Raw genomic sequence first — 13730 nt, 5'->3', positions numbered from 1 at the left:
AGGAGGTGTTCTTATGTTAGCTGTTAATTATACAAACTTACGCGACAATATGAAAAAGTATATGGATAAAGTTACAGATGATTATGAAACCATGATTGTAACCCGTAAGGATAATAAAAATGTTGTTATGCTTTCAGAAGAGGCATATAACAATCTGATGGAAAATGTATATGTGATGGGAAACAAAGCAAACTATGACTGGCTTATGGAGTCAAAGACCCAGCTTGAGAAAGGAAATTTTGCTGTTCATGATCTGACGGAGGTATCTGCCGATGAATAAAGTCTTTACTGATAATGGATGGAAAGACTATGTCTATTGGCAGACGGAGGATAGAAAGACACTAAAGAAAATAAATAGTCTGATAGAAGATATATGCAGAAATGGAAATGAAGGCATTGGGAAACCCGAACCATTAACTGGAAATCTGACTGGCTTCTGGAGTAGACGAATAAATGATAAAGACAGAATAATATACAAGATTGACGATACTAATGTATATATTCTTGCTTGCAAATATCATTATAGTGACAGATAGACTAAGTGAGATATGGCTTATGACAACATTAAGAAAGAGTACAATAATGGAAAAGACTCGATATGAAAGGACAAAACAGATGATTTCAATTTTGGATTATGACGCAGGTAACATAAAGAGTGTTGAGAAGGCAGTCCAGTATCTCGGCGAGGAGGCTGTCATCACAAGGGACAGAGATGTGATCATGGCGAGTGACAAGGTTATCTTACCTGGAGTTGGAAGCTTTGGGGACGCTATGGGAAAGATCAGGGAGTACGGCCTTGAGAATGTCATCTATGATGTTGTGGATGCAGGCAAGCCGTTTCTTGGGATATGTCTTGGACTTCAGCTTCTGTTCAAGACCAGCGAGGAGTCGCCGGAGGCAACAGGACTTGGAATCCTTGATGGTGAGATACTCCGCATACCGGATGCACCGGGACTTAAGATACCACAGATTGGATGGAACAACCTTGAGATAAATCCAAAGGCAAGACTTTTTAAGGGGCTTCCTGAGAATCCATATGTTTATTTTGTTCATTCATATTATCTGAAGGCAAAGAATCCTGAGGATGTGGCAGCGTCCACATTCTATTCAACACAGATTCATGCATCTGTGGAGCACGGCAATGTATTTGCATGTCAGTTCCATCCTGAGAAGAGCTCAGAGGTTGGACTTAAGATACTGAAGAATTTTATAGAGCTGGAGGTGTAGGACATGCATACAAAGAGAATAATACCTTGTCTTGATGTGAAGAACGGACGAGTTGTAAAGGGCGTAAATTTCGTAAATCTTATAGATGCCGGGGATCCGGTTGCCGTCGGTGCAGCGTATGACAAGGCGGGCGCTGATGAGCTTGTTTTCCTTGACATAACAGCTTCATCAGACCAGAGAAATATAGTTGTCGACATGGTAAGAAGAGTTGCTGAGACTATCTTCATTCCGTTCACAGTCGGCGGCGGAATAAGAACTGTCGATGACTTTAAGGCAATACTCCGTGAGGGTGCAGACAAGATATCCGTGAACTCGGCAGCCATAGACAATCCGACGCTTATAGCTGATGCCGCTGACAAGTTTGGCAGCCAGTGCGTAGTCTTAGCAATAGATGCCAAGAGACGTGATGATGGTTCAGGCTGGAACATATACAAGCACGGCGGCAGAATCGACTGTGGAATAGATGCAGTTGAGTGGGCTATGAAGGCCGCAGAACTTGGCGCAGGAGAGATATTACTTACCAGCATGGACTGCGATGGAACAAAGGCGGGATATGACATAGAACTCACCAGAACCATAGCAGACAATGTGAATATTCCAGTCATAGCTTCCGGCGGTGCGGGAACAAAGGATCATTTCTACGATGCCCTGACAGAGGGCGGTGCAGATGCAGCACTTGCGGCATCTCTGTTCCACTATAAAGAACTTGAGATAGGAGATCTGAAGAGATACCTTCAGGACAAGGGAATTCCTATGAGACTGTAGAGAGAAATTCCTTTAGTGTATTTAGCTTGGAAGATTTTCTCTAGGAACATGATTTTCATAAAAAAGGATACATAATTATCGGCTTTTTGTCTCAAATCTTAAAAAAGATACAATTTCAAAATAAATTGTATCTTTTTTTATTTTAACGTCAAATTGGCGATAATTTTGTGTCCTTATTTAAATAAAAAACTCTTCAGGGGAGGTCCCCTGAAGAGTGAAATTAGCTTAGAGTAGACAATTTAAACTTATTACTGCTCAATATAAGTAGCATTTCCTGAGGCGTTGTCATCTACAGACTGGCCTACACTATATACGCTGTCAGAAGAATCCTCAGTTGTTGTGTCATCCAGATAAGGATTGCCGGTGTCAACACCCTCGGCATGCAGGGCGTCATTAAGCCATGGGTCGTTGTAGTCTTCAACGTTCATGTTGTTAAATACATATTTTCCATTCTTGTCGAAGAAGAGCTCGCACCAGCCGCAGCTATCAGGTGTACCTCCGATGAGAATGACGCTGTGTGAGCCGTCCGCATTCTTGATCTCATGACGGAAATATTTGTCAGGACCGCATTTGTCGGTGATATCTTCCTTGGTATCTCCGAGAACAAGGTAGAGACGGCCGTTTTCAACTTTCGTGTAACCGTTGACATCATCTGTAGATATGGTGAACTGTATGGAGTTTCCCTCACTGTTTTTCTCGTATGTCACCTCGGTACCATTTGCCAGGTGGAAGGTCTGCTTTATGTAGTCTATGGCTGCTGAGACGGTTGTTCTTGTCGCCGGGATGCACAGAAGAACTGCGCACACGGCAGCGGCGATGGCGGCATATTTGCCGACGCGGGCGAGTCTGTGACCAGATCTGCCGGTTTGAGCCTGTTCGGCAAGCTTTGCCCTGAGATCGTCTTTGTCATCCTGGGGCATGGTCACATTGTCCATGGTAGCTTTGTATAAATCGGTTATATCTTTATTATTCATGATCTATTCCTCCTTTAGAAATTCTTTTAGCTGATCCCTTCCGCGGGATATCCGCATGGAGACCGCTGAGACTGACAGATGAAGCATCTTAGCTATCTCCTTGAATGAATACCCCTCATAATAGTGCAGATATAGAGTTGTTCGGTATGTATCAGGCAGCCTGCTTATGGCGGTGAGCATTGACTGTTCCTCTATATTGAATCCGCTGGCGATGTCATCGCTGCCCAGCTCATCGTAGCTGCTGTTCAGTCTGTTTGCCGCTGATTTCAAATGGTTTCTGCACATATTTGCGGTCATGGTGAGAATATAGGACTTCTCACATCCCTTTGATATGTGAGGACTTTTTTCTATAAGCTTGGTATATACATTCTGGACAATGTCTTCGGAATCCACTATATTGCCAAGAAAACTCATGGCCAGACGGAATGCATTGTCCGAGTAATTGTCATATAGTTCAAGCAGTTGCTGCTGCTTCAAGTATCATCACCTCCGTGGTTTGTATGTATGAGAGAATCAGGAATCTTGTTCCTTCTCAATTGAGTTCTCATATATAAAACAAATCAAAGTATCAAAATAGCACATGGATACGAAAATTTCTATCCCAAAAATCAATATTGAAAATTGCTTCGTAATTTGTACGGGACAAAAATGTATCAGATGTACAATAAGACCTGACATGAGATATTGATTTTACAAAAAAGGAGGACTGCGTATGAGCATGGCGAAAAGGAAAGATCCGTATCTGAGCGGTCTATTGCAGAAGCTTGCTGAGACCGATAAGAAGATTTCTTTTACACGGCTGAGGTCAGAAGATCTGGATGGCGAGAGTAGGGAAGCAATATACGAATTCATAGAAAAGTATAGTGGCAGGTTTGGCGTGCGCTGGCTTTTGAACGAGTTTGGGCTGTCGCCAAGTGTGTACTATAATTACCTGCACAGTAAAAGAGATGGGTGCAAGGCACAGAAAGATCAGATCTTAGATGAGATCCGTTCTATATATGAAGAGCATAATGGCACCGACGGATACAGAAAAATGCATTACTATCTGCTTCAGAGGGGTTATAATATCAGCCTTGAGACAACGAGAAAGTATATGAACCAGGAACTTGGATTGTGTTCGGTGGTTGGTGCCAGACATCCTCCGTATGAAAAGCGCATGCCTTTTCACATTTGCCCGGATATTTTAAAGGGTAATTTCAAGGCGGGCCGGGTAAATGAGAAGTGGAGCATAGATTTTACATTCATCGCACTTGAAAATGGAAGTATACGGTTCAACTGTGCCATTATGGATCTGTATGACAGGAGTATTGTAGCGTCTCTGTGTGGCACTGAAATGACCTCGAAACTTGCTATAAAGACTTTGAAAAAGGCTCTGTCCACAGATAAAGAAATAGATCCACGGAGGCTGATCCTTCACTCTGATCAGGGAAATGAATTTACATCGGAGGAATTCACGACATATTGTCTAGAGAGAGGTATCCGTCAGAGTATGAGCCCTCCGGGGCATCCCTACAGCAATGCACCCATGGAAAGGTATTTCAGCACGTTAAAGAGCGAGCTGATCAACCGAAAAAGCTATGGTAATGAGAGCGAGCTGTACGATGCAGTAGATGATTTTGTGGAGAATTACTACAATACGACGCGGCCACATACTTACAACAATAACAAGCCTCCTTATGAGGTGAGATATAAGCAGGATAGACCTCTCACCTGAGGTGGTTGACTGCATTGTGTTCTGGACAAAGAATTCCATACCGATGCTTCCAAGGCTTTCGGAACTGGATGCTTACAAATACTATTTCCAGTGTTACGGCAAGGATATGGAGACGAATCTGCCTGATAAAAAGGGACAGCTCATTCCTGCATTTCACTCGGTTATGAAGAAAAAACATAGGAGTCTGTAAGTTAGGACGGGTGATAAGGAGGAATGATCGTGGATTGGTTTGAGAGACAAAGACTCAATGAGGTCAGCGAAAATAAGAAAAAATACCATGATCTCATGGACGAATTTGAAAAGATCATAAGCGGGAGGTCTCACTCGATCGTCCCATATGTAACAGATGAGAACGGAAAGTTCAGTGAGTCTAAAACGCAGGCCTTCATAGGTGAGTTTTTAGATCTGATGGATATATATGCTGGCAAAAACATGCTCTGGTTTGGCAGGATAGTTGATGAGAAAGCTCTGCCCGGGCAGAAGAGCTTTTGCAGATATATGAGACTGTATTTGTACCTGGCTGTCCGCATGTCTCTGCTCAAGCTTGATTGGCTGGAGAATAAGATTGAGACGCTTCCCGATGAGTCATTTAACACAATACTTGCAGGATGCAGGAATTTCAATTCTGGGCAGGACAAGGATAATCTGCTCATGGAATATGAGTGTGATGGTTTTCTGTCGGATTCAGGAGTCATCTCGTGGGGCATTGAGGTGTATTACTGGCTAAGTGACAGCACAGAGGACACATGGATGACACCGGACATGAAAAGAAGGATGGAAGTCGCATTTGAGCAGCTTGAGGCTTAGAGCGGGGATGTTCGGAGTTCAAATGAATCTCCTGCTGATATTATGGACTGTGATTATGGTATAGGTGGAGATGAAGAAGAATATGAATTCTTTATGGAAGGATGCGGTATCCCATTGAAGGAGAAGCCATTTTTCCATGATCTTGAGCCGTGGAAATATCTTCACGAACATGTGGCGGATGCGGAGACATTCTGCGCACGGTTCAGGGAGTTTATGGCGCTTCTCTATTCAGACGAGGTGCCGTATAGCTATCTGTACATCATGACAAAGGGGGTCGAAGGGGCTCTTGATATGTATCTATGTAAGCACAACATATCAATATATGGCAATGCATATGACATGGCAGATGCGGTTATCTACATCAGGAAGGCGATGGAGAAGACGGATATGTTGTACAGAATGGAGAGAACATACGGTCCCGATTCTCTGTATTAGACAGAGACAGAATTTTATTATCAGTACAGTAATGGAAGCAGCAGTAGAAAGAACATAAGATAATCATGGCAAATGTAGTTAATTTGAAGGAATACCTACGAAGAGTGTTTGTATATAGCGGTTACATATAGTAGAAAGCCACAGAGACTTGAGCATTATCATGCATATGATACGAGATATGCGACATATCTTGTTGACTGCCTGGCCCGCAGGGGACTCAAGGTGAGTCAGTTAAAACCTAGGCATATTACAAGACCCGGATATCAGGATATGGAAATCATAAATGACACTGAGGAGAATAAAAAATATTACTTCAGATACGAACAGAATCATTTCTATACAGGAAAAAGTGTGCCGACGGAGAGAAGCTTGAGCTGTGGCAGATGAGAAACGATCGTAGAATTTACGAGACATAAAAATATCGTGTGTATACTCTAATCATGAAAACAAAACATTTGCATACACTTCGGAGAAAGAAAGGAGTTTACACATGGATATAACAAATATGAAAGGACTTTATGCAGAACTTATCAAGGCGGCAGGAAGAGGATTCAGAAACAGGAGCATAACCAATCCTGCGGTCGACTTCACCAAAAGGGCAAAGGCTGGGGTCTATGACTCTATGACGGATGAAGAGTATTATGAGGAGCTTGATAAGGTTGAAGAATTGAACAGGGTTTGGCAGCACAAAACCAGCAAAACGGTCGGAGAATTGCTGCTCACAGCTCTGGAAAACCTGAACATCCGGGACGAGGATGTGGAGGACATTTCAGCTACGCTTATGTGTGCATACAGCAGGACTGACCAGGAGAGCATTCCGTGTGACTCAGATGTGAGTGAGCGGGTAAGTGATATAATATTCGGAAATCATCACGACAGGAGGACTGATGGTGAGACTGAGGAAATAGAGGAGGATATCCTTTATGAAGATGAGATTCCGTCAGAAGCATCCGGACAGGTGAGTCATATATTGAGTTCACCTGCCAGGATATACAAGTACCTTGATCGGAATGTGTACGGCCAGAAGGAGGCAAAGCGCGCCGCTGCCATGCTCCTCTGGAACCATGTGAATGGCAGGAGGCAGAATGTACTCTTTGCAGGCCCTACCGGCTGTGGCAAGACAGAGATATTCAGGCAGCTCGCAAAGCTATATCCGAACATAGTGATCCACAATGCCACCTCTCTGACGGGCACGGGCTGGAAGGGCAATACAAAAGTCAGAAATCTGTTCGATGTGGTGCCTCAGGATAAAATGGGCCACCTTATCATTGTCCTTGATGAGGCTGACAAGATGTTCGAGGATGCGGACGACAGGCATTACAGTTACATAGTCCAGAATGAACTGCTGAAGGTCCTGGAGGGGGACATGGTTCATTTTGATGGCAATCCGTCGAACAGTGAACCAGCTCTTGATATAGATACATCAAATGTAAGTTTTGTGTTCCTGGGTTCCTTCGATTCCATGGTCAGAGCGAAGGATGTGGCTGTGAATAAGAGCAGGGCTATAGGTTTTGGTGCAGTATCGTCTGACGAGTCATTTGACGGATACAGGAGTACATTCACTCAGGAAGATCTGGTGCAGTACGCAAATGTCAGAAGCGAGGTCGCCGGTCGTATAGGCACTATAGTGCAGCTAAATGAGATGACAGAGGATGATTTCTACGCCATCTTAAATGCCAAAGGGATCAGTCCGGTCGATAAGATTGCGGACTATTACGGGGTGCGGCTGAAGATGTCAGCTAATGCAAAGCACAAGCTGGCAAAGCAGGCGGCCGAAAACAGAATGGGAGTGCGATTTATCCGCTCACAGCTACAGAGAAAGCTTGATGATGAGCTTTTTGAGGACTGTAACAGGACGGAGTACACTATTGCTTAGATAAATATAATCAGATATCAGCGGGAGAACTGCAATGCAAATTATGCATTGTGGTTCTTTTTTGTCTGGTCGTTTGCCTGCCGTTGAAAAAACGGAAGAAATATAACTGGTGATATGATTTGTTTACAGGTTAGGTATTTGATTGCAGGAGGTAAAAATATATGCTGTATTGTTTAGAAGCGTTTCTTTTTTGTTTTATTGTCATGTATGCATTTGGCCGCGAGAAGCTGGTAATGCTGTGGAAGATTATGAAGATCACAGCATTGGTAATTGTAGTAATATTTTTTGTGAGAATGTATATTCAGAACCGGCGTATCCACTCTGAAGCTGTCGCAACCGTGACAGAGGTGACAAATGACGATATGATGGGTGGATACAGCCAGAAACTCACATTGGAATATACCTATGATGGCAAAAAGTATGTCGTTGAAGATCTGCAGACAATAAATCTGCAGGCAGAAAAGGGAGATATGTACACGGTACATTTCAGCTACCGCACCCCTGATAAGCTAAAATTCATACAGCCGGATGATAAAGTGAAAAATAAAAGAAAATAGCATTGCCTGGCAAAAATCTCCGTTTTTATACGGAATATCTATGTTGGAAGATTATACTTCGTATATGAGCTTGAGAGTTAGAGGAATATTGCGGAGGTGTAAAAGAGTATGGATGATACAGAGATTAAAATGTACGAAAAAAACTGGGTGAAAATTGCAATATGTCTTGCCAGGATGTACGGAGTAGGTGAATGTCTCAGGCCATTGCCAAATATTCCGTTGGACGAGATGGCAGATATAGTAATTGAGTGGACGGATGAGTATATAAAGTCCGGATGGAATCTGAGTAATGGGGGTGATATAGTAGACTTCTTTGAAATGAAAATAAAAATCTGGACTATGGATATTTAAAATAGTTCCAATATTAGTTATGAAAATGTATGCAATGTAAATACTCAACATATTGACTATGATGTAGCTTGTACTGTATAATAAGAAAATAAGTGTGTGTATTGCATATCCATATAGCACATCAATTATTTTAGTGTGAGGGATACCGTAAATACGGTGCATTATACGAAGGAGGGAATGTAATATGAAAAAGAGTGAGACAGGTTTTATAACCAGAATTGTAACTTTGATTATGGTATGTGTGATGGCATTATCACTGATACCTAATGTTTCGGCAAATGCTGCAACAACCAGTAAGAGCACAGCGTATAAGTCGACCAAGACTATGACGTGCTATCTGGCAGGAAGAGAGAGAAAGACTATCACCATGCCGGCTGATATTGCAAAGATAAGCTTTGGAAGCCAGAGTGCAGTGAAGATGAGAAAAGCATCATCACGCAAGGTGGTTGTGTCAGGAATCCGTAACGGAAAAACAAAGTTTACGGTGATCACAAAGGACAAGAGACGTATAGTATGTAACGTAGTCAGAACTACGAAATTTACAATGAGTCCGTCTAAAAAGCGTGTAATAAACACCAACATAAAGCTCAAGTATGTGAAGAGCTCTAATACAAAGCTTGCGACAGTAAAGCTTGCAAAGAACAAGAAATCCTTTACTGTTACCACTAAGAAGAAGGGTACAGTAAAGATCACAGTCAGATATTCAAACAATAAAGTAGAGACACTTCGTTTAGTAGTGGCTCACCAGCATACATGGACGACAATTAAGGATAAGGATGAGTGGGATGAGCCAATTTACGAGGAGCAGGATGTGTATGAGTGGCATTCTATGTGGCCTGATGGAACTCTTGCCGATGATTTACTTGACCCTTGTGCAAAAGCAAGATGGTGTGGTCAGCATTGTGTAAGCTGCTTTCCAAATTGTCCAGACCCAGACCCAGCAGGAAGATGTGCTTTTAGCATCACAGACGGTGAAGTATGGGTTGGTACAAAGAAAGTACAGGTCGGTACAAGACATCACGATGCCATTACACATCAGGAATGCAGTGTCTGTGGTGCCAGAAAGTAATAATTATTAAAAACCCAGTTTGTAATTTAGATTATGGACTGGGTTTTATTTTGATAACACACAGATACCAAAATTAAAGAGCAAACCAACTATAGAAAGTGTACCGTCTGATATAAGCAGCCCATACTTCCGACAAACTCCTAATGTCGTGCCATAGAACATAGTAACACCAATAACACCTAAAAACGCTATCATAAATATTGAGATATTTACCCTCTTTACCGGTCAACCGATAAAGAGGGTATTTTTATGTAAAAAAAACGGAAGAAAAATAAACGGCTGATATTATGATATAGAAGCTTGAGACATACCAGTATAAGAAAAGGAGGCAATGTTTATGAAGAAATTCAAGTTAATAAGAAGCAATTTATATGCGGAGAAACAGAATTATATCTCAACTCTCAAGATAGAGAATGATGACTATTATGTTGCATTTAATTATTTTTGCGACTATATGGGAGACCTGAAAAATAATGAGCTGGACATGCAGAATCTGGCAGTTGTTGTGAAAATGAAGGTGAATGGCGATGGGATGCCGATGATATATTCATCAACCGAGGATGATATTTTTATCAATCTGTGTCGATATCCAAACAATCTTCTTGATGACGAGGAAATCAAAAAGCTGATCTGCAGGCTGCAGAAAGCCAGGGAGACAAAGAAAGAATTGCTTAGATATGTACAAATGATTGCCAGAGGCGAGTACATAGATGTGGAAAAGGAATTTATCTAGCTGTCAGATTTGACAAATTCAATTATATCGGATACCGGACAGTCGAGAATGTTACAGAGAACATCGAGAGTCTTTGTAGTTATGGCTTCACCATGTTTCATTCTGTGAATGGTATTGGCCGGTATGCCGTGCTTAAATATGAGAGCATATTCAGTGATGTTCTTTTTGTATAGTGTTTCGTAAAAGGGTCTATAAGAAATCATATGAAAAACCTCCATTACTGTTAAAACTATCACATTTCATACAATTAATATGCTCAATAAGTTGACTATAAAACGCAAGCAGTGATATAGGAGGGAAGAAATAATAAAGAAATATAATTGATCTGCAGACATTTGTGACATAGAGGAGGAATATGATGGGTAAAAATACAGACCAGCCTGGGCTGGAACAGTTGGAAAAGGAACGTTTCCGTATAATTACGGACATAATTTATTACGCTGCCGGGCATGTTGACAGGATGGATTTTAAGTATGGGTGCACTCTCAACAGACTTGTATTCAAGGTAAGAGAGTGTATTGATATATATGACCTGGCAGAGGTGATACAGGAGGATATGTTAAATACATATTCCATTGTGATGGGGCTTGTGTCAGACAAATATCTGATGAGTAAGGAAGGTTCAAGAGGAAAGTATGACTGCGTCGTAACGAAAAAAGGTAAAAAGATAGGCATGGGAAGATATACCACGTCGGAAGGTGTTACTAAGATAACACTCAGCAGCGTTGCTGCGGACATGGTGATCAGGAACATCCGGAATGGAAGGTATTTAAATCGACATACTGAAATGGAGAATGACGATAAGGTATGTAAGTAATTAACCGGAAAAAACAGAGAATATGTTTGACATGGACAGATGTAAGTATGAAAATGAATATAAATAATATACAAGGAGCAATATTTATGGGGTATATGGTAGATAAAATGAGAAATATGAGCTTCCGTCAGTACAGCTTTGAGAAAAAGCTGCGCGACATTGAAGCTGAGATGAGCGGCAGGAACAGATCGTTTTTGCCGGAGATTACGGATGTTAATGGTGTAGTCAGCGAGGAACGTATAGATAGCTTCATAGCGGCGAATGTAGATCGTATAGAAGAGTATGGAACAGCCAACAACATGTGGAGAGAAAACGGTTTCAGGTCGGTCACTTCTGAGCACATGCCGGATGTGCTCCGGGAATATCTGAGCGATTTTATGTATCTTGCAATAAAGGTAATATTGACGGAGGATTATCTGGGTGATGAAGAGCTGGTTGAACTGCCGGTGCCGACATTTGAACAGATATACATGATGGCAGAGGAGCTTGGATCAGGTGAGATGAGATATGACGATGTGTTTACCGAGTTCTACTGCGGTGGTGTACAGCGTGCCAATCTTCTGGCATATTGTGATTCTTTATACGAGCTGCTTTCAGGTGAGAAGATAAAAAGCCTGATAACAGATGAGATGCTTGACAGGGCAAATAAGCTCTATGAGAAAGATGTGGAGCGTATCAACGGTTCATATCAGGAAATAGAAGATCTTCCTGAGGAGATAAGAGAGGAAATGGAAGATTGGAGCGAATCGGTAACTGGGGAAGAGATGCCAGAGCTCATTGGGATTTGTGATGTCCAGAATCCTGACGTGTTCTGCACGAAATACAGACGCTTCAGGGAAATATATTTTTCCGATGAACTTCCGCAGGATATCGATCTTGCAAATGTAGTAAAGAGGATGCTCAATATCTATCTGTGCAGCATAAATGCATCGTCATATGGATTTGAGGATGCATTTTCTGACTCATACATTTACATGAAAAGGGCACAGCGCATGGTGAGCTACGCGGCAAAGAAGCACGCAGAAGGCGGGGCGGATGACTGATGAAGGATTTTAAGAGGGAATACTACAAAAATCTCAAAAAAGACTTTGATGAGAAAATAGAGAAGTCTGCAATATTCACATATATAAGGGATGAATACGAGAAAGACATCGATACCCGGGAAGCTGGGGATGATAAAAGAAATTACATAAAACTCCGGAGACTCCAGTTGAGATACGACCGCGGAGAGATCGATATTCCTGGGTTCATGGAGGGATATATCAGAATAAAGCTCAATATGCCGAAGATCAACATGGAAAAAGACAAAGCCGGTGTAGTGTATGGCAACAGGAAGACCATGGCCAGAGTGAAAAACAGACAGCTCATCAGAAGGGGTTTTGACAGGCTGGAAGATGAGCTTGCGGCTGGAAAACGTAAGACAAAAGACAAACTCAAAGCTTTGCTCAAGACTGCCGGTGAAGACAAGGAGTTATTTGACAGAACAGTAAGAGAGTGTTTTCGAGATGACGATGTGGTTCCTGTTTCTCTGGATGAGTCCGATATAGACCTTCCGTGCGAAGATTGCCAGAGCCCCGGCATTGTACAGATGATAACATACGAGATGCTGTATTCCATAATAATGTATGATATAGCCGCCAAATTCTACGACATGGGATTCAGACAGATCAGAAGCGGTGAGGATACAGGCCGTATGGATAACGTCTCAGAGATGGAGAACCTTATTCCAAGAAAGAAGGATAAAAGTCTTGATCTTGTTGAACAGTTATTTCAGACTAAGAGGCTGAATAATCCTTTTTTAGGCAGTTCAGTTGTTGAGCCACAGAGAGATGAGAACAGGCTGGAGGAGGAGAGCACAAAGCTTCTGGACATCCTGAACACAGAGCAGAGAACAGATATATGTATTCCGCTCAAGGTAGATCCCGCCACCGGATGTGGTGTGTATATACTGGGAAGGGATTATTATACGGACAGAAGCCTCAAGGTCATGGAGAACAGAGCCCAGTATTGTAGATTTGGAATTATAGAGATGGATCCCGGTCTGGCGCCGGACACGATATTTGATATAAGGACCATCGATGATACCGATCCGGATGAATATCAGTCAGTTGTGGACATCTGGAAGACACAGGTGGTAAGCGACGCACATGAGGAACTCAGGGAGCGGAATGGCGTTATACCTGAGGGCTGCTCGGATTACTTTGCGGGATGGTTTTCTGATGACAACGACAACTGGTTTGACAGCCGGATAACCGGTGATGAGAGGATCGCATGTGCAGAACAGTTAAGCAAAGATAAGCAGCGGTTCATGAAAAGATATAATTAAACCTAGGTAATTCATAACGTGAAAAAGGCACATCACATGCAGAAATATTCTGTATGTGATGTGCCTTTAGCGTTATATA

The 13730-nt window shown here is 42.2% G+C and carries 20 protein-coding genes; 17 read left to right on the top strand and 3 right to left on the bottom strand.

The annotated features are described in order from the left end of the window. Window positions 1-13: 13 nt before the first annotated feature. From DW159_RS04165 to hisF, 4 genes are all read left to right on the top strand, one after another. A complete protein-coding gene (locus DW159_RS04165; RefSeq protein WP_117549034.1) occupies window positions 14-280 on the top strand; it encodes a type II toxin-antitoxin system Phd/YefM family antitoxin in 267 nt (88 codons plus the stop codon). Further along, window positions 273-536 (top strand): Txe/YoeB family addiction module toxin, encoded by a 264-nt coding sequence (locus tag DW159_RS04160; RefSeq protein WP_022216562.1) that lies wholly within the window; start codon window positions 273-275, stop codon window positions 534-536. Before DW159_RS04165 ends, DW159_RS04160 begins: the two co-directional genes overlap by 8 nt. Before the next feature lie 79 nt (window positions 537-615). Continuing rightward, complete coding sequence (gene hisH / locus DW159_RS04155; protein WP_117549448.1) at window positions 616-1227, top strand: imidazole glycerol phosphate synthase subunit HisH; 612 nt, start codon at window positions 616-618, stop codon at window positions 1225-1227. 3 nt (window positions 1228-1230) lie between these two features. Beyond that, window positions 1231-1992 carry an imidazole glycerol phosphate synthase subunit HisF gene (gene hisF, locus DW159_RS04150; RefSeq protein WP_004851206.1) on the top strand — a complete coding sequence of 254 codons (762 nt, stop codon included), beginning with the start codon at window positions 1231-1233 and terminating at the stop codon, window positions 1990-1992. 248 nt (window positions 1993-2240) lie between these two features. Here hisF and DW159_RS04145 read toward each other — a convergent pair whose 3' ends face one another. Together DW159_RS04145 and DW159_RS04140 are read right to left on the bottom strand one after the other, a co-directional pair. Next, the gene (locus tag DW159_RS04145; protein ID WP_242992610.1) at window positions 2241-2966 is read right to left on the bottom strand and encodes a hypothetical protein; all 726 of its coding nucleotides are present in this window, start codon (window positions 2964-2966) and stop codon (window positions 2241-2243) included. Between the two features lie 3 nt (window positions 2967-2969). Next, window positions 2970-3443, bottom strand: coding sequence for an RNA polymerase sigma factor (locus DW159_RS04140; RefSeq protein WP_117549033.1), 474 nt, complete (start codon window positions 3441-3443; stop codon window positions 2970-2972). A gap of 235 nt (window positions 3444-3678) precedes the next feature. Here DW159_RS04140 and DW159_RS04135 point away from each other — a divergent pair, with 235 nt between their 5' ends. From DW159_RS04135 to DW159_RS04090, 10 genes are all read left to right on the top strand, one after another. Continuing rightward, window positions 3679-4680, top strand: coding sequence for an IS3 family transposase (locus tag DW159_RS04135; RefSeq protein WP_117549032.1), 1002 nt, complete (start codon window positions 3679-3681; stop codon window positions 4678-4680). A gap of 16 nt (window positions 4681-4696) precedes the next feature. Continuing rightward, the gene (locus tag DW159_RS04130) at window positions 4697-4870 is read left to right on the top strand and encodes a hypothetical protein (RefSeq protein WP_330410585.1); all 174 of its coding nucleotides are present in this window, start codon (window positions 4697-4699) and stop codon (window positions 4868-4870) included. Between the two features lie 29 nt (window positions 4871-4899). Then, the gene (locus tag DW159_RS04125) at window positions 4900-5487 is read left to right on the top strand and encodes a hypothetical protein (protein ID WP_117549031.1); all 588 of its coding nucleotides are present in this window, start codon (window positions 4900-4902) and stop codon (window positions 5485-5487) included. A gap of 42 nt (window positions 5488-5529) precedes the next feature. Further along, window positions 5530-5922, top strand: coding sequence for a hypothetical protein (locus DW159_RS04120; protein WP_117549030.1), 393 nt, complete (start codon window positions 5530-5532; stop codon window positions 5920-5922). Between the two features lie 108 nt (window positions 5923-6030). Continuing rightward, window positions 6031-6309, top strand: a complete 279-nt coding sequence (locus tag DW159_RS04115; RefSeq protein WP_117549029.1) for a hypothetical protein — start codon at window positions 6031-6033, stop codon at window positions 6307-6309. Window positions 6310-6412: 103 nt separating this feature from the next. After that, window positions 6413-7798, top strand: coding sequence for an AAA family ATPase (locus DW159_RS04110; RefSeq protein WP_117549028.1), 1386 nt, complete (start codon window positions 6413-6415; stop codon window positions 7796-7798). 161 nt (window positions 7799-7959) lie between these two features. After that, window positions 7960-8355 (top strand): hypothetical protein, encoded by a 396-nt coding sequence (locus DW159_RS04105; RefSeq protein ID WP_055144596.1) that lies wholly within the window; start codon window positions 7960-7962, stop codon window positions 8353-8355. A gap of 108 nt (window positions 8356-8463) precedes the next feature. Next, the gene (locus DW159_RS04100; protein WP_055222544.1) at window positions 8464-8706 is read left to right on the top strand and encodes a hypothetical protein; all 243 of its coding nucleotides are present in this window, start codon (window positions 8464-8466) and stop codon (window positions 8704-8706) included. Window positions 8707-8890: 184 nt separating this feature from the next. Then, entirely contained in the window at window positions 8891-9775 is an 885-nt protein-coding gene (locus tag DW159_RS04095; RefSeq protein WP_117549027.1) for a hypothetical protein, read from the top strand. 337 nt (window positions 9776-10112) lie between these two features. Continuing rightward, the gene (locus tag DW159_RS04090; protein WP_055222548.1) at window positions 10113-10508 is read left to right on the top strand and encodes a hypothetical protein; all 396 of its coding nucleotides are present in this window, start codon (window positions 10113-10115) and stop codon (window positions 10506-10508) included. Here the strand turns inward: DW159_RS04090 and DW159_RS04085 are convergent. Continuing rightward, window positions 10505-10711, bottom strand: a complete 207-nt coding sequence (locus DW159_RS04085; protein ID WP_055144587.1) for a helix-turn-helix domain-containing protein — start codon at window positions 10709-10711, stop codon at window positions 10505-10507. The two genes, DW159_RS04090 and DW159_RS04085, sit on opposite strands and share 4 nt — an antisense overlap. Window positions 10712-10866: 155 nt before the next feature. Between DW159_RS04085 and DW159_RS04080 the strand changes: the two genes are divergently transcribed. From DW159_RS04080 to DW159_RS04070, 3 genes are all read left to right on the top strand, one after another. Beyond that, complete coding sequence (locus DW159_RS04080; protein ID WP_117549026.1) at window positions 10867-11325, top strand: hypothetical protein; 459 nt, start codon at window positions 10867-10869, stop codon at window positions 11323-11325. 86 nt (window positions 11326-11411) lie between these two features. Continuing rightward, window positions 11412-12368 (top strand): hypothetical protein, encoded by a 957-nt coding sequence (locus tag DW159_RS04075; RefSeq protein WP_117549025.1) that lies wholly within the window; start codon window positions 11412-11414, stop codon window positions 12366-12368. After that, window positions 12368-13651, top strand: a complete 1284-nt coding sequence (locus DW159_RS04070; protein WP_117549024.1) for a hypothetical protein — start codon at window positions 12368-12370, stop codon at window positions 13649-13651. The genes DW159_RS04075 and DW159_RS04070 overlap by 1 nt, the downstream gene beginning before the upstream one ends. The last annotated feature ends 79 nt before the right edge of the window (window positions 13652-13730 follow it).

This window comes from Coprococcus sp. AM14-16, assembly GCF_003434675.1.
Taxonomy (GTDB): Bacteria; Bacillota; Clostridia; order Lachnospirales; family Lachnospiraceae; genus Coprococcus; species Coprococcus aceti.
Note: the sequence above shows the minus strand (reverse complement) of the source record. Positions and strands in the feature narration are given on the sequence as shown.